Here is a 21298-nt window from a genome sequence, read left to right as displayed (position 1 = left end):
CTGGGGTGGGGTATCAGCCCACACCAGTACAACATTTACGCGTTTTTCAGCACTTCGCTGACAATCTCTACCGCTTCTTTCTCAATCTGCTGACGGTGCTCAGCGCCGAGGAAGCTTTCGCAGTAAATTTTATACGCATCTTCCGTACCGGATGGACGCGCAGCGAACCAGCCGTTTTCAGTCATCACTTTCAGACCGCCGATAGACGCACCGTTACCTGGTGCCGCCGTCAGACGCGCGGTGATTGGGTCACCGGCCAGGGTGCTTGCACTGACCATCTCCGGAGAGAGTTTGGACAGCGCCGCTTTCTGGGCAGACGTTGCCGCCGCCTGAATACGGTTGTAGCTTGGCGCGCCAAAGCGGGCAGCCAGCTCATTGTAGTGTTCCTGCGGGTTTTTACCGGTGACAGCGGTGATTTCCGCTGCCAGCAGACACATGATGATACCGTCTTTATCGGTTGACCACGGTGTACCGTCGAAACGCAGGAAGGAAGCTCCCGCGCTCTCTTCACCGCCAAAGCCGAAGCTGCCGTCGTGCAGACCGTCAACAAACCATTTAAAGCCGACCGGGACTTCCACCAGCTTACGACCCAGCGCATCAACCACGCGGTCAATCATGGCCGAAGAAACCAGCGTTTTACCAACAGCAACCTCTTTTCCCCACTGTGGGCGATGCTGGAACAGGTAGTTGATCGCCACGGCCAGGTAGTGGTTCGGGTTCATCAGGCCCGCAGGCGTGACAATACCGTGACGGTCATAATCCGGGTCGTTGGCAAATGCCAGATCAAACTTGTCGCGCAGCGCCAGCAGACCCGCCATCGCGCACTCGGAGGAGCAGTCCATACGGATCGCGCCGTCTTTATCCAGATGCATAAAGCGGAAAGTCTGATCGACGTGATCGTTCACGATGGTCAGATCCAGCTTGTAATACTCAGCAATGCGTTTCCAGTATTCGATACCAGAGCCGCCCAGCGGATCAACACCCAGTTTCAGGCCCGCTTTCTGGATGGCGGCCATATCGACGATATCTGCCAGCCCTTCCACGAACGGCTGCACCAGATCCTGCTCTTTCACGTGGCCGGACGCCATTGCCGCATCCAGAGAAATGCGTTTTACGCCTTTCAGATCGTCTGCGAGCAGCGCGTTTGCGCGGTCTTCCACCACTTTGGTGACGTTAGTATCTGCCGGGCCACCGTTAGGTGGGTTGTATTTAATACCACCGTCATCCGGCGGGTTATGGGATGGCGTAATGACGATGCCATCAGCCAGCGCACCACCTTTTTTGTTGTGCACAAGGATAGCGTGAGAGACCGCAGGCGTAGGCGTAAAGCCGTTGTTCTCCTGCACGATCACGTCTACCCCGTTCGCGGCCAGCACTTCCAGCACGGAAATAAATGCAGGCTCAGACAGGGCGTGAGTATCTTTCCCCACATAGCACGGACCCGTGACGCCATTTTTAGCGCGCTCTTCCGCGATGGCCTGGGCAATGGCCAGAATGTGCGGTTCGTTAAAGCTGTGGCGTGCCGCGCTGCCGCGGTGGCCTGATGTACCAAACTTCACTGCGTGTTCTGCGTTGCCCACGACCGGCTTCAGCACGTAATACTGCGCGGTCAGTTGAGCGACATTAATCAAATCGCTTTGTTGTGCAGGTTGGCCTGCACGGCTGTGATTTGCCATGGCCTGGTCCTTTTAATGCAGGGGTTAAATTGTACCGCAAACCTTTTCAATCAATTCTGTCGGGAACTGCATGGACTGCATGATGTGTTCGACCATGCTGCACTTGCGGCCCGTGTTGGTATTCGTGATGACCCAATATGGTGTGCCAGAGACATGTTTGGGTTTGGTTTGATTACCATTTTGCAGAAGCGTCTGCTCGTCACCTGCGAAATAGACGCGCGTACGCCCGTGCAGCGACTCGGTCGCTTCGGCAAACGCTTTATTATCCAGTGAATAGAGTGTAGACAGCACCAGCATAAAGCGGTTAACCGCTTTTTTCTGTTCCGCATATTCATCAGAAAGCAGCAGCTCGCGCATCGCACGCACTTTATCTTTTGCCGGTGTCACGGCAGGTTTTGCTTGTGCAACAACGCTCGGCTGAGACACGACATCTTTAGTGACTGGGGTAGCAGGCTGTGAGGCGGCGGAAATTTTAAGCATGCGCCGTAAAATGTCGGACGCGCTCTCCCCAATATGCCGCGTCTGGCTGGCAATATACTGATAGAGTTCGTCATCAACTTCGATTGTTTTCATCTTAATCCAGTGCGATATCTTATCTGAATACAAGTCGTTGGGATTATAAGGTCAAATCCCAACAGCGGATAGCGTCAAACCAGGTTGGCGGCAAAAGTCAGATTAAACTGGAACCTTGCAGCCGGGCGGCAGAATGTTCAACATGATACCCTAACCTGACATACGTAAAAAAAGAACTTTGCCATGAAATTGAATACCCGAGCGCAATCTGCACAATCGCCGAACAATAATTCTCCCATCGTACTGGTTCACGGGCTTTTTGGCAGCCTGGATAACCTGGGCGTGCTGGCGCGCGAGCTGGTTACCGACCACGATATTTTGCAGGTCGATATGCGCAATCACGGCCTGTCCGGGCGTTCAGCGGAAATGACCTACGCGGCAATGGCGCAGGATCTGCGGGATACGCTTGATGCGAATAATCTCCAGAATGCGACGTTTATCGGGCATTCAATGGGTGGCAAAGCGGTGATGGCCCTGACGGCGCTTGCACCGGAACGAATTAACGGTCTGATCGCCATTGATATCGCGCCCGTGGATTACGACGTGCGTCGTCATGATGAGATATTTGCCGCCATCAATGCGGTGACAGAAGCGGGGGTCTCTACGCGTCAGCAGGCGGCGACCGTGATGCGTGAACATCTTGATGAAGAAGGCGTTGTGCAGTTCCTGTTGAAGTCGTTTGTTGACGGCCAGTGGCGTTTTAACGTGCCAGCGCTCTGGGACCAGTATGACAATATCGTTGGCTGGGAAACCGTTCCGGCCTGGCAACGCCCTACTCTCTTTATTCGTGGTGGTAACTCACCTTACGTGACCGATGCATACCGCGACACTTTGCTGGCGCAATTCCCGCAGGCACGCGCCCATGTGATTGCCGGAGCCGGACACTGGGTTCATGCGGAAAAACCGGACGCCGTATTACGCGCAATCCGCCGCTATCTCTCTGATACGGCAAATTGATTAAAAAGACAGCGACTGGAAGGCTGCAGGCTTCCAGTCGTTGGCGTGCCGTTTTCGGTGATGTATGATGGCGCGCTTATCGCCCGGGCATTAGCAGGGCGGCTTGTTTCCCCCGAAGTCTCAGAATCATGGCCAAAGAACAAACGGACCGTACGACACTAGATCTGTTCGCGAATGAGCGTCGACCGGGACGACCGAAAACGAATCCGCTTTCGCGCGATGAACAGCTGCGTATTAATAAACGCAACCAGCTAAAACGCGATAAAAATCGTGGGCTTAAGCGTGTCGAACTGAAGCTCAACGCCGATGCTGTCGATGCGCTGAATGAACTGGCTGACGCGCGTAACATCAGCCGCAGTGAGTTGATTGAAGAGATGTTAATCACACAGCTTGAGACGTTGCGCGGCAAGGTATAAGTCTGAAAATCTCCTTTCTCACCGTTTTCATGTAGCACAGAGTGCAGTCCTGCGCGATAGCAGTTTCCGCAGGGTTGCCTGTTCTGCTATTATTGCCCTTATCCGTGGACAAATTGCGCCACCATACCATTAAGTTTCAAGAGGTTATTTTACTCATGGCAATCATCGGCATTTTCTTCGGCAGTGATACCGGCAATACCGAAAATATCGCAAAAAACATTCAAAAACAGCTCGGTAAAGACGTTGCCGATGTGCATGACATCGCCAAGAGCAGCAAAGAAGATCTCGAAGGTTATGACATTCTGCTGCTGGGTATCCCGACCTGGTACTACGGTGAAGCGCAGTGTGACTGGGATGATTTCTTCCCGACACTGGAAGAAGTCGACTTCAACGGCAAGCTGGTTGCACTGTTCGGCTGCGGCGATCAGGAAGATTACGCAGAATATTTCTGCGACGCGCTGGGCACCATCCGCGACATCATCGAGCCGCACGGCGCGGTAATCGTGGGTCACTGGCCAACAGCGGGCTACCACTTCGAAGCCTCTAAAGGTCTGGCGGACGACGATCACTTCGTCGGCCTGGCTATCGACGAAGATCGTCAGCCGGAACTGACCGCTGAGCGTGTTGATAAATGGGTTAAGCAGATCCGCGAAGAACTGAACCTGGACGACATTCTTAACGCCTGAGTTCTGACGTGGCGCAACTCCGGTTGCGCCCGCCAATCGGGTAAAACCGATTAAATTAATTGCTACAAACTTTTAACTTTTTCGTTCAAATCTGTACAATATTCCCCTGACAAAAAGTGGAAGCCATCGAACAAGTTTGTTGGTGATACCACGTTTTTATAAGCATACTTTGCTTGAGACTTGCAGTTTTCATTTAGGCATGGCAGTTCTATAATGAGACGCATTATCCCAAGTGCATTTTCTGTCACTTCCTTTATAGAAGTGAATCGTTTAGCAACAGGACAGATTCCGCATGACTGACAACAATACCGCATTAAAGAAGGCTGGCCTGAAAGTAACGCTTCCTCGATTAAAAATCCTTGAAGTGCTTCAGGGGCCAGACAACCACCATGTCAGCGCGGAAGACCTTTACAAGCGTCTTATCGACATGGGCGAAGAGATTGGGCTGGCCACTGTTTATCGTGTACTGAACCAGTTTGATGACGCGGGTATTGTGACCCGTCATAATTTCGAAGGCGGTAAATCTGTTTTCGAACTGACCCAACAGCAGCACCACGATCACCTGATCTGCCTTGATTGCGGTAAGGTCATTGAATTTAGCGATGATTCCATCGAAGCGCGCCAGCGTGAAATTGCCGCCCGTCATGGCATCCGCCTGACCAACCACAGCCTGTACCTGTACGGCCACTGTGCGGAAGGTGATTGCCGCGAAGACGAGCACGCGCACGACGCAAAATAAGTCTGCTTTCATACTCTGAGCCAGCCGAAAGGTTGGCTTTTTTTTGCCTGTAATCTGGCATAAAAAAAGCCCGGTAAGCGCAGTGCTACCGGGCGTCAAGACAGCTGATTATTTACTGTTATTACTGCGAATTTCTTTCCAGATCTGATCGCAACGCTTCGCCACTTCCTGATCGTTACCGGTCTTACGCGCCTGAATACAGGCCTGGTAATCCATCACGCGGACATTCTCCTGCGTCGCGAATTGCTCATGTGCTTTCTCTTTCTTCAGTACATTCAGCACGCTCTGACAGGCTTCAATTTTCTCCGGCGAACCTTCCGCCGTATTAATACAGGCGCTGTATGCCTCTTTCAGACGCGAGTCCTCTTTCGGTGCCTGAGGCTGTGCACAAGCCACCAACCCCGATGCCAGCAACGCGACGATTACGATTTTTTTCATCATGTGCAGTCTCCATCCCGGCGGGCTTAGCCCACCGGGGTGTTCATCAGAAGATTGTGAATGGGGCAATAACCATGAACTTCACGTCACGCTCATCCTGGAAGATGTTGCCGTAACCGCCCGCGTAGCTTGGGATATCAGAGTGGTTGTCATACTGGGTGAAGTGCAGCTTGAACATTGTTCCTTTTGCACGGCCATCCTGCAGGGTGTACATGGCATCCAGGCTGTAAGAGGACTCTTTCAGACGGTAGTTTGGATCGTAGTATGCGTCAGGTGTTGCCATATCGGCAGGTTTCGCATCCCAGGCGTAAGCGTAAGATGCCCCCACAGCCCAACCCGGCAGGTTCCAGTTTTTCAGATCATACATCGCGCCGAAGAACACCGCTTTTTCACCGTCGGCGTTGAAGTCTGAACGGTTATCCCACCAGATATCCAGACGACCGTTGGAGGAGGCGTAGGTTGGGGTCATACGCTGCAGGAAGTAGCCCTGCTGCCCTTCCGCCTTCACCCATGTCCCTTCCAGACGCAAATCAACCTGACCCACTTTGTAGCCGAAGGTCAGCGCCTGCAGCCACGCGGTGCCATCATAAATGTCATTGACGCCACCGTTACTGACTTTATCGCGCGTACCGTAGAACTGGTAGCTGGTACTCAGCGGGCTACCCGCGATATCAAACTTATAGCTGGCTTTGGCAAAGTATTGATCGACATAACCTTGCGCCTGGCCAAAGGCCGCTTCAAGAACCAGATCGTTTTTGAAGTCGTATTTCGCACCCAGCGAGTGGAGGTAATCCACTTTGGTCTTTTTATCGTTCTGGTAGAACTTGTCCATTTCGATATGCCACGGTGCTTTATATTCGTTGGTCCACATATAGGAGAAACTCAACGCACCTGCATCACCGTAGTCAAAGTTGGCACCGGCTTCCGCCCCCTGATAAGTACCTGGCATAAAGCTCCAGTGTGGGGCTAACAGTGTTTGACCGGTTGGCTGAATATAACCACCACGCGCCCATACCGGGCCGTATTTGAATTTCGCGGCTGCTTTATACAGGCTAATACCGCTTTTATCCCCGGACCAGTCTTCATCGTACGCTTTATTGCTGGAGGAGAATGCGATTTCGTTCGGGTGGCCACTGTCACCGTTTTCCGCCATTTCAATGGCAGTGAATGCGGCAATATCCAGGCCGAACATATCGGCAGCATAACCGGACTGGAAGTCCAGGTTGGCGTTCCAGGTGGAATGAGCAAGGTTGGTTTTGTATTTATCTTCAGTGACGTCTTTACGGTCACGTTCACGCTGCCAGTAATAAATACCGCCCGTGAGGGTAGAATCATCAACGAAACCTGCTGCCTTAGCCTCTGGTGCGACAACCAGGCCCGACATTGCTGTTACACCGGCAATAGCCAGCGCCAGCGCACTACGTTTGCCACTAAACGTACGCATAGATTATTCCTCTTTGACGAATTAAAACGCCTAAAACGGCGAAAAATAAAAATGACCTGTCGGTCAGGGGTAGTTAGAAATACCCTCGAATTAACTACCGCCTTTAGGTTATTTTTCGCGACGCGAATTATCAATGCTTTTCAGCGGGCAAAAGTCAGGATTATGACGAAGCGCACATAATTGGTAGTGATTTGTAACATTTCCATCAATGCGTGTATTTACAGGGAGAAAGAGATATTTTCAGGGGGAAAAGCCCATTATTTGCGCTTATTTTTTAGCCTTCAGATATTCCGTAAATATTCAAACTTTTTTTGAGTAAAATAAGTAGCACCTCATTGACCTCAATTTTCAGAAGGCAATATTTTAGCAACGCCTTAATGGCATGATCGTTAAATAAAAAAAACGCCGCAATTAGCGGCGTTTGTCTCTCATTGACCAGAGCAGCAATATTATTCGCCGATCTTAGCCCAGGTATCACGCAGACCCACGGTACGGTTAAATACCGGTTTTTCAGCCGTGCTGTAACGGCTGTCCAGGCAGAAATAACCTTCACGTTCGAACTGGAACGCTTTACCCGCTTCAGCCGCCTTCAGGGACGGTTCAGCATAGCCCTGCTTGATCAGCAGAGATTCCGGGTTGATGACCGCCAGGAAGTCATCTGCCGCACCAGGGTTAGGTACGCTGAACAGGCGGTCGTACAGGCGAATTTCGACCGGTAGCGCGTGTGCTGCGCTTACCCAGTGGATAACGCCTTTCACTTTACGGCCATCCGCCGGATCTTTACTCAGGGTGTCAGCATCATAAGAGCAGAAGATGGTGGTGATGTTACCTTCCGCATCTTTCTCCACGCGCTCAGCTTTAATAACGTAAGCATTACGCAGACGCACTTCTTTACCCAGCACCAGACGCTTGTACTGCTTGTTCGCTTCTTCGCGGAAGTCAGCACGATCTATCCAGATCTCACCGCTGAACGGCACGTCACGGCTTCCCATCTCCGGCTTACCCGGGTGGTTAGGCATAGAAACCAGCTCGCCCTCGCCCTGCGGGTAGTTTTCGATAACCAGTTTCACCGGGTCGATAACCGCCATTGCACGCGGAGCGTTTTCGTTCAGATCTTCACGAATGCAGGATTCCAGAGAAGCGATCTCAATGGTGTTGTCCTGTTTGGTCACGCCAATGCGTTTGCAGAACTCACGAATAGACGCAGAGGTGTAACCACGACGGCGCAGACCAGAGATGGTCGGCATACGTGGGTCATCCCAGCCTTCAACGTGTTTGTCAGTCACCAGCAGATTCAGCTTACGCTTGGACATCACGGTGTATTCCAGATTCAGACGAGAGAACTCGTACTGACGCGGATGCACAGGAATGGTGATGTTATCCAGCACCCAGTCGTACAGACGGCGGTTGTCCTGGAACTCCAGCGTACACAGTGAGTGAGTAATGCCTTCCAGCGCATCGCTGATGCAGTGGGTGAAATCGTACATCGGGTAGATGCACCATTTGTTACCGGTCTGGTGGTGTTCCGCGAACTTAATACGGTACAGCACCGGATCGCGCATCACGATGAACGGCGACGCCATATCGATTTTGGCGCGCAGACATGCTTTGCCTTCTTCGAAACCACCGGCACGCATTTTTTCAAACAGCGCCAGGTTTTCTTCAACACTGCGATCGCGGAACGGGCTATTTTTGCCCGGTGCGGTCAGCGAACCACGGTATTCACGGATTTCGTCAGCAGACAGTTCGTCAACGTACGCCAGACCTTTGTTAATCAGCTCAACCGCATAGGCAAACAGCTGATCAAAATAGTCAGAGGAGTAGCAAATGTCGCCCGACCAGTTGAAGCCCAGCCATTGCACATCGTTCTTGATGGACTCAACGTATTCGATGTCTTCTTTTACTGGGTTGGTGTCATCGAAACGCAGGTTGCACTGTCCCTGGTAGTCTTGCGCAATGCCAAAGTTCAGGCAAATAGATTTCGCATGACCAATATGCAGGTAGCCGTTCGGCTCCGGCGGGAAACGGGTATGAATTGTGGTGTGCTTACCACTGGCCAGATCTTCATCGATGATCTGACGAATAAAGTTACTCGGGCGGGCTTCAGCCTCACTCATCGTGGATTCCTCAAAGCGTAAACAACGTATAACGGCATATGATCTTATAAGCCGGACGTAGTGACAACCCTTAAAACGTCTCTGAAGAAAATAATGGGGGCATTTGCTGCAAAAAAAAGCGGCGGGGGATCCCCCCGCCGCTTAAGGCACAAACTCTACTCAGGAGCGATTACTTGCCTTTAATCTCATACAGTGGGGTTTGACCTGCAACCACCTGACCTTTCGCCTGAATCACCAGGCCGCTGAAGTCGTCGATGTTGCTGCAAACCACCGGGCTAATCATGGAGCGCGCATTGGCGTTCAGGAAGTCCAGATCCATTTCCAGAATCGGCTGACCTGCAACCACTTCAGCACCTTCTTCCACCAGGCGAGTAAAGCCCTGACCGTTCAGCGCAACAGTATCGATACCCATATGGACAACGATCTCCGCACCTTTTTCAGTCTCAAGACAGAACGCGTGGTTGGTGTTGAAGATTTTCACGATGGTTCCGGCAGCCGGAGACACCACGGTTTTTTCCGTTGGTTTCACTGCTACGCCATCACCGACCGCTTTGCTGGCAAACGCTTCATCAGGCACCTGCTCAATGGCAACCACTTCACCGGTTACTGGCGAAACCAGCGCCGCGATGGTTGTCGCGTTTGGCACAGCCTGTGGTTTTGCAGCAGCGGGGGCGGCGACTGGAGCAGCAGACGCTTCCGCTGCGGCTACCGGGCCGGTAGTTTTCATGGCATTAGCAATTTTTTCCGCCACGAAGCCAACGATAATCTGCACGCTGGTTTTGTTCAGGCGGATAACACCGGATGCACCCAGACGTTTTGCCAGCGCTTCATTAACCAGTGAAGAGTCTTTTACGTTCAGACGCAGACGGGTGATACAGGCATCGATACCGGTCAGGTTGTCAGAACCGCCAACTGCAGCAATATACTGACGCGCCAGACCAGAAACGTCCTGATCCTGAGCACCGCTAACATTCATATCCTGACCATCTGCTTCGCTACCGGCAACAGCCAGCTCGCGACCCGGAGTCATCAGGTTGAATTTGGTGATAGTGAAACGGAACACCACGTAGTAGATAGCGAAGAACACCAGACCTTGTGGGATCAGCATCCACCAGTGGGTCGCCAGCGGGTTACGCGAGGAGAGCACCATATCCACCAGACCGGCGCTGAAGCCGAAGCCCGCGATCCAGTGCATGCTTGCAGCAATGAACACAGAGATACCGGTCAGCACAGCGTGGATAACGTACAGTACTGGCGCAACGAACATGAAGGAGAATTCCAGCGGTTCGGTGATACCCGTGAAGAAGGCAGCAAACGCACCTGCCATCATGATACCCAGCACTTTCGCTTTGTTTTCTGGACGCGCGCAGTGGTAGATAGCCAGTGCTGCACCCGGCAGACCGAACATCATGATTGGGAAGAAGCCCGCCTGATAACGACCGGTGATACCAACAACCGCTTTACCTGATTCGATGGACTGTGCGCCACCCAGGAAGTTAGGGATATCGTTAATACCAGCAACGTCGAACCAGAACACGGAGTTCAGCGCGTGGTGCAGACCAACCGGGATCAACAGACGGTTGAAGAACGCATACACGCCCGCACCGGCAGAACCCAGTTTCTGGATGTGTTCACCGAAGTTCACCAGACCGTCGAAAATCAGCGGCCAGATGTACATCAGGATAAACGCAACGAAGATCATCACGAAGGAGGTCAGGATCGGCACCAGACGACGTCCGCTAAAGAAGGAGAGTGCTTTTGGCAGCTCCACACTACTGAAGCGGTTGTACAGTTCTGCGGAAATAATACCCACGAGAATACCGACAAACTGGTTGCTGATCTTACCGAATGCCGCCGGAACCTGGTCCGCCGGGATCTTTTGGATCATTGCCACCGCTGCTGGTGAGCAGAGAGTGGTTAATACGAGGAAACCGACAAAGCCGGTCAGTGCAGCTGCACCGTCTTTATCTTTGGACATACCATAAGCAACACCAATAGCAAACAACACGGACATGTTGTCGATAATGGCGGAACCTGACTTGATGAAGAACGCCGCCAGCGCGCTGGTATTACCCCAGCCGTTGGGGTCGATCCAGTAGCCGACACCCATCAGGATGGCTGCGGCAGGCAGCGTGGCGACCGGCACCATAAGTGCGCGACCAACCTTTTGTAAATAACCTAGAATACTCACTTTCTTCCCCCTATGAGACCCCGTTTAAGGCACATTCTCAGCTGTGTTTTTATTGTGTCACTAACCTATATATACGGTTGATGATTCACTGGCATTCTGAGTGTGTGAAAAATTAATTCGTATCGCAAATTAAACGCGTATTTTTTGTGATTTTTGTCACCAAATATCGTTAATTACCCTCCCTCACACTGGCTAACAGCGAAAACTTATTTTATCATTCAAAAAATCAAGACGGATTGATCTGGCCTGACAAGTTCCGGTTACGCTTAAGTATCAGGTTCCGATAGCTATCCGCCCACGCTTTTACTTTAACTCTTGAGGTGAACAATGAGACTGATTCCCCTGGCAACTGCTGAACAAGTCGGTAAATGGGCCGCTCGTCATATCGCTAACCGTATCAATGCGTTCAAACCAACAGCCGATCGTCCTTTCGTTCTGGGCCTGCCAACTGGCGGGACACCACTGACGGCGTATAAAGCTCTGGTAGAAATGCACAAAGCGGGCCAGGTTAGCTTTAAGCACGTTGTCACCTTCAACATGGACGAATATGTCGGCTTACCAAAGGAACATCCGGAGAGCTACCATAGCTTCATGCACCGTAATTTCTTTGATCACGTTGATATCCCAGCTGAAAATATTAACCTGTTGAATGGAAACGCGCCTGATATTGACGCAGAATGTCGTCAGTATGAAGAAAAAATCCGTTCTTACGGCAAGATCAACCTGTTCATGGGGGGCGTGGGCAACGATGGTCATATCGCCTTTAACGAACCAGCGTCATCGCTGGCTTCGCGTACGCGTATTAAAACGCTGACTCATGACACGCGCGTGGCAAACTCCCGCTTCTTTGACGGCGACGTTAGCCAGGTTCCAAAATACGCCCTGACCGTTGGCGTAGGCACCCTGCTGGATGCCGAAGAAGTGATGATTCTGGTACTGGGCGGCGTAAAAGCACAGGCGCTTCAGGCTGCCGTTGAAGGCAACGTTAACCACATGTGGACCATCAGCTGCCTGCAGCTGCATCCAAAATCAGTCATCGTCTGTGACGAGCCGTCTACGATGGAGCTGAAAGTGAAAACGTTGAAATACTTCAACGAGCTGGAAGCTGAGAACATCAAAGGTCTGTAATTGAATAACCGCCTCTTATCCAGAGGCGGTCGCTTTTTTTTAAACCGGGGGTCGTTATGTACGCTTTAACCCACGGTCGGATTTATACCGGCCACGAAATTCTGGATGACCATGCGATTGTTGTCGCCAATGGCCTGATTGAACGTGTTTGCCCGCTGGCTGAACTGCCACCGGAGATTGAACAGCGCTCACTCAATGGAGCTGTGATCTCCCCCGGTTTCATCGACGTACAGCTTAACGGCTGCGGCGGTGTGCAGTTTAATGACACCGCAGAAGCGGTGACGGTCGACACGCTGGAAATTATGCAGAAAGCCAACGAGAAATCGGGCTGCACCAGCTATCTGCCAACGCTCATCACCAGCAGTGATGATCTGATGAAACAGGGTATCCGCGTGATGCGCGAATACCTGGCAAAACACCCTAATCAGGCGCTGGGTCTTCACCTTGAAGGACCGTGGCTGAACATGGTCAAGAAAGGTACACATAACCCAGATTATGTACGTAAACCTGACGCCGAACTGGTTGATTACATGTGTGCAAACGCCGATGTGATCACCAAAGTGACGCTGGCACCCGAAATGGCGGGGACTGACGTCATCAGCAAACTGGCTGCCGCCGGGATTGTCGTTTCTGCAGGGCACTCAAATGCCACACAGAAAGAAGCCAAAGCAGGCTTCCGTGCCGGTATCACGTTTGCAACCCACCTTTATAACGCCATGCCATATATTACCGGCCGTGAGCCAGGGCTGGTCGGGGCGATTCTGGATGAACCTGACGTCTACTGCGGTATCATCGCCGACGGTTTACACGTCGACTACACCAACATTCGCAACGCCAAGCGCCTGAAAGGTGACAAGCTGTGCCTGGTGACTGACGCCACCGCACCGGCAGGGGCAAATATTGAGCAGTTCATTTTTGCTGGTAAAACAATATACTACCGTAATGGACTGTGTGTGGATGAAAATGGCACGCTGAGCGGTTCGGCCCTGACGATGATCGAAGGGGTGCGTAACCTGGTTGAACATTGCGGGATTGCCCTTGATGAAGTGCTGCGAATGGCAACGCTCTATCCGGCTCGCGCAATGGGCGTGGATAAAAAGCTGGGTGGGATCGCACCGGGTATGGTTGCAAACCTGACGGCATTCACACACGATTATAAAATTATTAAGACCATCGTTAATGGTAACGAGGTCGTCACTGAGTAAGTAAAAGTATGACACCAGGCGGACAAGCTCAAATCGGTAATGTCGATCTCGTTAAACAACTTAACAGCGCGGCAGTTTATCGCCTGATTGACCAACATGGGCCAATCTCACGTATTCAGATAGCCGAACAAAGCCAGCTTGCTCCCGCCAGCGTGACAAAAATTACACGTCAGCTTATTGAGCGCGGCCTGATCAAAGAAGTCGATCAGCAAGCCTCCACCGGGGGACGCCGCGCTATCTCCATTGTTACCGAAACCCGCAATTTTCAGGCTATTGGCGTCCGTCTCGGTCGTCATGACACCACGCTCACGCTCTACGATCTGAGCAGTAAAGCCATCGCCGAAGAGCACTACCCTCTTCCGGAGCGCACCCAGGAAACACTGGAGCACGCGCTGCTGAATACCATCGCGCACTTTATTGAGAACTGTCAGCGCAAGATCCGTGAACTCATTGCCATTTCGGTGATTTTACCCGGCCTTGTCGACCCGGAAACCGGTGTCATTCATTACGTGCCGCATATTCAGGTTGAGAACTGGGGGCTGGTCGACGCGCTGGAAAAACGTTTTAAGGTGACCTGCTTTGTGGGTCATGACATTCGCTCTCTGGCGCTGGCAGAGCACTACTTTGGTGCGAGCCAGGACTGCGAAGACTCTATTCTGGTGCGCGTCCACCGTGGTACAGGTGCGGGCATCATCTCCAATGGACGTATTTTTATTGGCCGCAACGGTAACGTCGGAGAAATTGGTCACATCCAGGTGGAACCGCTCGGCGAGCGCTGCCACTGCGGAAACTTTGGCTGCCTCGAAACCATCGCCGCCAACGCAGCCATTGAACATCGCGTTCGCCACCTGCTGGAACAGGGGTATCAAAGTCGCGTCACGCTGGACGATTGCAAGATAGGCACCATTTGCAAAGCCGCCAATAAAGGTGATGCGCTGGCCTGTGAAGTGATCGAGCAAGTTGGACGCCATCTGGGCAAAACCATCGCCATTGCCATCAACCTGTTTAATCCACAAAAAGTGGTGATCGCCGGCGAGATTATCGAAGCAGAAAAAGTGTTACTGCCCGCCATTGAAGGCTGCATTAATACTCAGGCGCTGAAAGCATTTCGCCAGAACTTACCAGTGGTGCGCTCTACGCTCGATCACCGTTCAGCGATTGGTGCCTTTGCGCTGGTAAAACGCGCCATGCTTAACGGGATCCTACTCCAGCATTTGCTGGAATCCTGATCGGATCTTATAGTAACGCCTTCTTTTTTTGATGTCGGAATGTCCATGACCATTAAGAATGTAATTTGTGATATCGACGGCGTGCTGATGCACGACAACGTTGCCGTGCCAGGTGCTGCGGAGTTTCTTCACCGCATCATCGACAAAGGAATGCCACTGGTTCTTCTCACGAACTACCCTTCCCAGACAGGTCAGGATCTGGCGAACCGCTTTGCTACAGCAGGCGTCGACGTGCCGGACACCGTGTTTTACACCTCGGCAATGGCGACGGCGGATTTTCTGAAACGTCAGGAAGGAAAAAAGGCCTATGTGGTGGGCGAAGGCGCGCTGATCCACGAGCTGTATAAAGCAGGCTTTACCATCACTGATGTGAACCCGGATTTTGTGATTGTGGGCGAAACGCGCTCTTTTAACTGGGAGATGATGCATAAAGCAGCGTACTTTGTCGCCAACGGTGCGCGTTTCATCGCCACCAACCCGGACACCCACGGTCGTGGTTTTTATCCGGCCTGCGGGGCGCTGTGTGCCGGTATCGAAAAAATCTCCGGCCGTAAGCCGTTTGTTGTCGGTAAACCGAGCCCGTGGATCATCCGCGCCGCACTGAACAAAATGCAGGCGCATTCAGAGCAGACTGTCATTGTGGGTGACAATTTGCGTACCGACATTCTGGCCGGTTTCCAGGCGGGCCTTGAGACGATCCTCGTACTTTCCGGGGTATCCACACTCGATGATATCGACTCCATGCCGTTCCGGCCGAGCTGGATTTACCCCTCTGTCGATGAAATTGATGTCATCTGATTCAGAACCACGCCTCAGGGCGTGGTTTTTCATTTTCACCCCTGATAAAGACAGTTACATCTAACAAAACCTACCATTCATTGCATAATCATCAATAAAAACGTTTACGACATACTCTTTTTTCAACATTCCGCAATCACCATTGCACTATTTCCGTTTTACCCCGTAAAACCCTTGCGCGCCCTCTCCCTTTACGGCATTTTCATAAGCAAGCAACATCACAAAGCAACAGGGTTAACGGAGAAGGTTATGTGTTCAATTTTTGGCGTACTGGATATTAAAACTGACGCGGGCGAACTGCGTAAAAAAGCACTCGAACTGTCCCGCCTGATGCGCCATCGCGGCCCGGACTGGTCAGGTGTTTACGCCAGCGATAAAGCCATTCTGGCGCACGAGCGCCTGTCCATTGTTGACGTCAACGCCGGTGCACAACCGCTGTATAACGAGAAAAAAACGCACGCGCTGGCGGTCAACGGTGAAATCTACAACCATCAGGCATTGCGCGCAGAGTACGGCGATCGCTACGCCTTCCAGACCGGCTCTGACTGTGAAGTCATCCTGGCGCTGTACCAGGAAAAAGGGCCAGAGTTCCTGGACGAACTGCAGGGTATGTTTGCCTTCGCCCTGTACGACAGCGAAAAAGATGCTTACCTGATTGGTCGCGACCATATTGGGATCATCCCGCTGTATATGGGCCACGATGAACACGGCAACTTCTATGTCGCCTCTGAAATGAAAGCGCTGGTACCGGTTTGCCGTACCATCAAAGAGTTCCCGGCAGGCAGCTACCTGTGGAGCAAAGACGGCGAGATCCGCTCGTATTATCAGCGTGACTGGTTCGATTTTGACGCGGTAAAAGACAACGTCACTGATAAAGCCGAACTGCGTCAGGCGCTGGAAGATTCCGTAAAAAGCCATCTGATGTCAGACGTGCCGTACGGCGTATTGCTCTCCGGCGGCCTGGACTCCTCCGTGATCTCTGCGATCACCAAGAAATACGCTGCGCGTCGTGTTGAAGATCAGGAACGTTCAGAAGCCTGGTGGCCACAGCTGCACTCCTTTGCCGTTGGCCTGGAAGGGGCTCCTGACCTGAAAGCTGCACAGGAAGTGGCAAACCACCTGGGCACCGTACACCATGAAATTCACTTCACCGTGCAGGAAGGTCTGGATGCGATCCGCGATGTTATCTATCACATCGAAACTTATGATGTGACCACCATCCGCGCCTCCACGCCGATGTACCTGATGTCGCGTAAAATCAAAGCGATGGGCATTAAGATGGTGCTTTCCGGCGAAGGTTCTGACGAAGTGTTTGGCGGCTACCTGTACTTCCACAAAGCACCGAACGCCAAAGAGCTGCACGAAGAAACCGTGCGTAAACTGCAGGCGCTGCACATGTTTGACTGTGCTCGTGCCAACAAAGCGATGTCCGCCTGGGGTGTGGAAGCTCGTGTACCGTTCCTGGACAAGAAATTCCTCGACGTGGCAATGCGTATCAACCCGCAGGATAAAATGTGCGGCAACGGCAAAATGGAAAAACATATCCTGCGTGAATGTTTCGAATCCTATCTGCCGGCAAGCGTGGCATGGCGTCAGAAAGAGCAGTTCTCTGATGGTGTAGGTTACAGCTGGATCGACACCCTGAAAGAGGTGGCGGCTAAACAGGTTTCCGACCAGCAACTGGAAACCGCGAGCTTCCGCTTCCCGTACAACACGCCGGGCTCTAAAGAAGCATATTTGTACCGCGAGATCTTTGAAGAACTGTTCCCGGTACCGAGCGCTGCCGAGTGTGTTCCGGGTGGCCCATCCGTCGCGTGTTCTTCGGCGAAAGCCATTGAATGGGATGAATCTTTCAAAGCGATGAACGATCCATCAGGGCGTGCGGTAGGCGTTCACCAGTCTGCCTATAAATAAGCAATAAGATTGCAATCAGGCCCTCCGGGGCCTGATTTTTTTGTCTCACTTTTCACTTCCCAAAACCGATTAATAACCAATAATTGCCGAATATTCGGTCACGCTGTTCGCAACCTAACCAAACAGTCACATTCCAGCCATTTTCGTTGAAAAAGGTGTTGACGCTGCAAGGGTCTATACGCATAATGCGCCCCGCAACGCCGATAAGGTAACGCGAAAAAAAGATGGCTACGTAGCTCAGTTGGTTAGAGCACATCACTCATAATGATGGGGTCACAGGTTCGAATCCCGTCGTAGCCACCATCTTTTTTGCGGGAGTGGCGAAATTGGTAGACGCACCAGATTTAGGTTCTGGCGCCGCAAGGTGTGCGAGTTCAAGTCTCGCCTCCCGCACCATTCCCAGGTAAGCGTTGCACGGATGGGGTATCGCCAAGCGGTAAGGCACCGGTTTTTGATACCGGCATTCCCTGGTTCGAATCCAGGTACCCCAGCCATATTTCTTCGATTTTGCGGTTCTCCGCGGTATTGGGGTATCGCCAAGCGGTAAGGCACCGGTTTTTGATACCGGCATTCCCTGGTTCGAATCCAGGTACCCCAGCCATCGAAGATCGCAGTACTGGCTACGTAGCTCAGTTGGTTAGAGCACATCACTCATAATGATGGGGTCACAGGTTCGAATCCCGTCGTAGCCACCAAATTAGTAATCTATCGGGTAATTCGGTAGACTAGAAAAAATTGTTGGGGTATCGCCAAGCGGTAAGGCTCTGGTTTCTGATACCAGCATTCCGAGGTTCGAATCCTCGTACCCCAGCCAATTTAAAAAAGTCGTTAAGCAGTTTGTTTAACGCAATTGGGGTGTCGCCAAGCGGTAAGGCTCTGGTTTCTGATACCAGCATTCCGGGGTTCGAATCCCTGCACCCCAGCCACTTAGTAACAAAAAAGCCCGCTCTGCGGGCTTTTTTGTTTTTGTTGATCAGCATTGTGCGGCCTGATGCCCTCACCCTGCCCCTCTCCCACAGGGAGAGGGAATAAAGATTAAAGTCCTAATGCATATTTCAGCGCCTGGCGCTTCAGACCACCGGCGCGTTCCGCCGCCATCAAGCCAATATTGCGCAGAATACGTACCGGGCCTAAGTCATTACTGAATCCGGCATAGAACAGATCCATCCCTGACTGCATAATGAAGTTATCTGCCATACGCCGTGTCTGGTAGCGCTTCAGTACCTGATGGCTGGCCCAGGCTTCCGCATGATTGCGTGCATTACCCAGCACATCCAGCAAAGCATCGACGTCACGGTATCCCAAATTCACGCCCTGCCCTGCAAGCGGATGAATGGTGTGTGCCGCATCGCCCACCAGCGCCAGCCCTTCACGGGCATACTGCAACGCATGGCGTCGCGTGAGTGGGAATGCGCCGGCAGCAACCGGCGTCACATTGCCCAGACGATGCGGGAAGTGCTGCATAATTTCCTGCTGCAGTTGCGCCATTGAAAGCCCCTGCAACTGGCGAATGCGCGCCGGTTTGTCATACCACACCAGCGATGCCCAGTTATCGAACAACGGTAAAAAGGCGTGTGGCCCATTTGGCGTAAAGTGCTGCCAGGTACTTTCACCGGGAGCCTTCTCACACTGAACGGTGATCAGCATGCAGGATTGTTGATACTGCCAGGCATGCACACCAATGCCCGCCATCTGTCTGACCTGTGAGTTAGCGCCATCAGCCCCCACCACCAGCTTTACAGACAGCTCATCGTCATTATCCAGCGTCAGCACATACCCACTTTTGTGATGATGTAATGCCTTAAGTGATGCAGGAACCCGCAGCGTTACCTTCGGATGCGCCTCCAGCGCCTGCCAGAGCGCGAGCTGCAGGACGTTATTTTCCACCATATAACCCAGGCGCGGCAGCTTCAGTTCAGCAGCATCAAACGCGACGTGGGCATTTTCCCACTCCCACGTTTCGAGTCGGCTATAGGGATGGGCACGCATCGCCAGCACCGCATCCCAGACGCCCAGCCCCCGAAGCAAATCAACGGAAGCCGCACTAATGGCGGAAATCCGTACATCCGGTTTGGCCGTTGCATCAAATGCCGCAGGCACCGCCTGTTCAATTACCGTTACCTCAAATCCCTGCTGCGCCAGCCCCAGCGCCAGTGCGCCGCCGACCATACCGCCGCCGACAACGGCAACTTCGGTTTGTTGGAGAGTCATGGTCATTTATCCTTATTGGAGAATCCCTTAAGTTTACCGGATTTTTGTGGTCCTGAGGTTGACAACCTTCATACTGGTCACAACCCCACCAAAGCATTACAATACGCGGCTTGCAATCCTGAGCTGAGCAAGTCGATGACTAAAAAACTCCATATAAAAACCTGGGGCTGTCAGATGAACGAATACGATTCATCAAAGATGGCCGATCTGCTGGATACAACCCACGGATACCAGCTGACTGAAAATGCGAAAGAAGCCGATGTGCTGCTGCTAAACACCTGTTCAATTCGTGAAAAAGCGCAGGAAAAAGTCTTTCACGTGTTAGGTCGCTGGAAACTTCTCAAACGAAAAAATCCGGACCTGATCATCGGCGTGGGCGGCTGCGTCGCGTCGCAGGAAGGTAAGCTGATCCGCCAGAGAGCCCCCTACGTGGATATCGTCTTTGGCCCTCAAACCCTGCACCGCCTGCCTGAGATGATCAATCAGGTTCGCGGCAATCGTAGCCCGGTTGTAGACGTGAGCTTCCCGGAGATCGAAAAATTCGACCGTCTGCCTGAGCCGCGCGCGGACGGCCCGACCGCCTTCGTCTCCATCATGGAAGGCTGCAACAAATACTGTACTTACTGCGTGGTACCTTACACTCGCGGTGAGGAAGTCAGCCGCCCGGCCGATGACATTCTGTTTGAAATCGCACAGCTTGCTGCGCAAGGTGTACGCGAAGTGAACCTGCTGGGCCAGAACGTTAACGCCTGGCGCGGTGAAAACTATGACGGCACCACCGGCAGTTTCGCGGAATTGCTGCGCCTGGTCGCCGCGATTGACGGTATTGACCGTATTCGCTTTACCACCAGCCACCCGATGGAATTTACCGATGACATCATCGATGTCTATCGCGATACGCCGGAGCTGGTGAGCTTCCTGCACCTGCCGATTCAGTGTGGCTCTGACCGCGTACTGAACCTGATGGGGCGTCCGCATACGGTGCTGGAGTATAAATCCACCATCCGCAAGCTGCGTGAAGCTCGTCCGGATATCCAGATTAGCTCAGACTTCATCGTCGGCTTCCCTGGTGAAACCGACGATGACTTTGAACGCACCATGAAGCTCATCGGAGACGTGAATTTTGACGTGAGCTACAGCTTTGTCTTCTCTGCACGTCCTGGCACCCCGGCGGCCGATATGGTTGACGATGTGCCGGAAGAAGAGAAAAAACAGCGTCTGTACATTCTGCAGGAACGTATCAACCAGCAGGCAAACGCCTGGAGCCGTCGTATGCTCGGCACCACCCAGCGCATCCTGGTGGAAGGCACCTCCCGCAAAAGCATTATGGAGCTGTCCGGCCGTACCGAGAATAACCGCGTGGTGAACTTTGAAGGTACTCCGGATATGATCGGCAAATTCGTCGACGTCGAAATTGTCGAGGTGCTGACCAACTCTCTGCGTGCGAAGCGGGTACGTACCGAAGATGAAATGGGTCTGCGTATTGCTGAATCACCGGAATCCGTTATTTCTCGTACCCGCAAAGAAAACGATTCTGGCGTAGGTATTTACCAGCCTTAATGCCTCTGGCCTGCCT

General features: G+C 52.4%; 17 protein-coding genes and 7 tRNA genes. 17 read left to right on the top strand and 7 right to left on the bottom strand.

Annotation, left to right across the window (positions count from 1 at the left end):
* Positions 1 to 35: 35 nt before the first annotated feature.
* Positions 36 to 1676: a phosphoglucomutase (alpha-D-glucose-1,6-bisphosphate-dependent) gene (gene pgm / locus HV318_RS20285; protein ID WP_182274132.1), complete on the bottom strand. Its 1641-nt coding sequence runs from the start codon at positions 1674 to 1676 to the stop codon at positions 36 to 38.
* A 24-nt stretch (positions 1677 to 1700) separates the two neighbouring features.
* Complete coding sequence (gene seqA, locus HV318_RS20280) at positions 1701 to 2249, bottom strand: replication initiation negative regulator SeqA (protein WP_182274131.1); 549 nt, start codon at positions 2247 to 2249, stop codon at positions 1701 to 1703.
* A gap of 183 nt (positions 2250 to 2432) precedes the next feature.
* Between seqA and ybfF the strand changes: the two genes are divergently transcribed.
* The 4 genes from ybfF to fur all read left to right on the top strand — a co-directional run bounded on the left by ybfF (position 2433) and on the right by fur (position 5047).
* The gene (gene ybfF / locus HV318_RS20275) at positions 2433 to 3206 is read left to right on the top strand and encodes an esterase (RefSeq protein ID WP_182274130.1); all 774 of its coding nucleotides are present in this window, start codon (positions 2433 to 2435) and stop codon (positions 3204 to 3206) included.
* Between the two features lie 128 nt (positions 3207 to 3334).
* Entirely contained in the window at positions 3335 to 3622 is a 288-nt protein-coding gene (gene ybfE / locus HV318_RS20270) for a LexA regulated protein (RefSeq protein ID WP_182274129.1), read from the top strand.
* A 155-nt stretch (positions 3623 to 3777) separates the two neighbouring features.
* A complete protein-coding gene (gene fldA / locus HV318_RS20265; RefSeq protein ID WP_182274128.1) occupies positions 3778 to 4308 on the top strand; it encodes a flavodoxin FldA in 531 nt (176 codons plus the stop codon).
* 292 nt (positions 4309 to 4600) lie between these two features.
* A complete protein-coding gene (gene fur / locus HV318_RS20255) occupies positions 4601 to 5047 on the top strand; it encodes a ferric iron uptake transcriptional regulator (protein ID WP_182274127.1) in 447 nt (148 codons plus the stop codon).
* Between the two features lie 108 nt (positions 5048 to 5155).
* Here fur and chiQ read toward each other — a convergent pair whose 3' ends face one another.
* The 4 genes from chiQ to nagE form a co-directional block, all read right to left on the bottom strand.
* Positions 5156 to 5485 carry a ChiQ/YbfN family lipoprotein gene (chiQ, locus tag HV318_RS20250; RefSeq protein ID WP_182274640.1) on the bottom strand — a complete coding sequence of 110 codons (330 nt, stop codon included), beginning with the start codon at positions 5483 to 5485 and terminating at the stop codon, positions 5156 to 5158.
* A 46-nt stretch (positions 5486 to 5531) separates the two neighbouring features.
* Positions 5532 to 6929, bottom strand: a complete 1398-nt coding sequence (chiP, locus tag HV318_RS20245) for a chitoporin ChiP (protein WP_182274126.1) — start codon at positions 6927 to 6929, stop codon at positions 5532 to 5534.
* A 449-nt stretch (positions 6930 to 7378) separates the two neighbouring features.
* Positions 7379 to 9046 carry a glutamine--tRNA ligase gene (glnS, locus tag HV318_RS20240; RefSeq protein ID WP_182274125.1) on the bottom strand — a complete coding sequence of 556 codons (1668 nt, stop codon included), beginning with the start codon at positions 9044 to 9046 and terminating at the stop codon, positions 7379 to 7381.
* A gap of 169 nt (positions 9047 to 9215) precedes the next feature.
* Positions 9216 to 11237 (bottom strand): N-acetylglucosamine-specific PTS transporter subunit IIBC, encoded by a 2022-nt coding sequence (gene nagE, locus HV318_RS20235; RefSeq protein ID WP_182274124.1) that lies wholly within the window; start codon positions 11235 to 11237, stop codon positions 9216 to 9218.
* Between the two features lie 327 nt (positions 11238 to 11564).
* On the opposite strand from nagE, the gene nagB reads away from it, so the two are divergent.
* The 12 genes from nagB (at position 11565) to HV318_RS20175 (ending at position 18437) form a co-directional block, all read left to right on the top strand.
* Positions 11565 to 12365 (top strand): glucosamine-6-phosphate deaminase, encoded by an 801-nt coding sequence (nagB, locus tag HV318_RS20230; RefSeq protein WP_182274123.1) that lies wholly within the window; start codon positions 11565 to 11567, stop codon positions 12363 to 12365.
* Positions 12366 to 12421: 56 nt separating this feature from the next.
* Positions 12422 to 13570: an N-acetylglucosamine-6-phosphate deacetylase gene (gene nagA, locus HV318_RS20225; RefSeq protein WP_182274122.1), complete on the top strand. Its 1149-nt coding sequence runs from the start codon at positions 12422 to 12424 to the stop codon at positions 13568 to 13570.
* Between the two features lie 8 nt (positions 13571 to 13578).
* Positions 13579 to 14799 carry a DNA-binding transcriptional regulator NagC gene (nagC, locus tag HV318_RS20220; RefSeq protein WP_182274121.1) on the top strand — a complete coding sequence of 407 codons (1221 nt, stop codon included), beginning with the start codon at positions 13579 to 13581 and terminating at the stop codon, positions 14797 to 14799.
* Positions 14800 to 14844: 45 nt separating this feature from the next.
* Positions 14845 to 15597, top strand: coding sequence for a ribonucleotide monophosphatase NagD (gene nagD, locus HV318_RS20215; RefSeq protein WP_166717394.1), 753 nt, complete (start codon positions 14845 to 14847; stop codon positions 15595 to 15597).
* Between the two features lie 249 nt (positions 15598 to 15846).
* Complete coding sequence (asnB, locus tag HV318_RS20210) at positions 15847 to 17511, top strand: asparagine synthase B (RefSeq protein ID WP_182274120.1); 1665 nt, start codon at positions 15847 to 15849, stop codon at positions 17509 to 17511.
* Positions 17512 to 17737: 226 nt separating this feature from the next.
* Positions 17738 to 17814, top strand: a tRNA-Met gene (locus tag HV318_RS20205).
* 8 nt (positions 17815 to 17822) lie between these two features.
* Positions 17823 to 17907: transfer RNA gene (locus HV318_RS20200), tRNA-Leu, on the top strand.
* 23 nt (positions 17908 to 17930) lie between these two features.
* Positions 17931 to 18005 (top strand) — tRNA-Gln (locus tag HV318_RS20195).
* A 32-nt stretch (positions 18006 to 18037) separates the two neighbouring features.
* Positions 18038 to 18112: transfer RNA gene (locus HV318_RS20190), tRNA-Gln, on the top strand.
* A gap of 17 nt (positions 18113 to 18129) precedes the next feature.
* A tRNA-Met gene (locus HV318_RS20185) sits at positions 18130 to 18206 on the top strand.
* 44 nt (positions 18207 to 18250) lie between these two features.
* Positions 18251 to 18325 (top strand) — tRNA-Gln (locus HV318_RS20180).
* Between the two features lie 37 nt (positions 18326 to 18362).
* Positions 18363 to 18437, top strand: a tRNA-Gln gene (locus tag HV318_RS20175).
* 109 nt (positions 18438 to 18546) lie between these two features.
* On the opposite strand, the gene ubiF is transcribed toward HV318_RS20175, so the two are convergent.
* A complete protein-coding gene (gene ubiF / locus HV318_RS20170) occupies positions 18547 to 19722 on the bottom strand; it encodes a 3-demethoxyubiquinol 3-hydroxylase (RefSeq protein WP_182274119.1) in 1176 nt (391 codons plus the stop codon).
* Positions 19723 to 19857: 135 nt separating this feature from the next.
* Between ubiF and miaB the strand changes: the two genes are divergently transcribed.
* Positions 19858 to 21282, top strand: coding sequence for a tRNA (N6-isopentenyl adenosine(37)-C2)-methylthiotransferase MiaB (gene miaB, locus HV318_RS20165; protein ID WP_182274118.1), 1425 nt, complete (start codon positions 19858 to 19860; stop codon positions 21280 to 21282).
* The last annotated feature ends 16 nt before the right edge of the window (positions 21283 to 21298 follow it).

This window comes from Enterobacter sp. RHBSTW-00901, from assembly GCF_014103115.1.
GTDB classification, from domain to species: Bacteria; Pseudomonadota; Gammaproteobacteria; order Enterobacterales; family Enterobacteriaceae; genus Enterobacter; species Enterobacter cloacae_P.
Note: the sequence above shows the minus strand (reverse complement) of the source record. Positions and strands in the feature narration are given on the sequence as shown.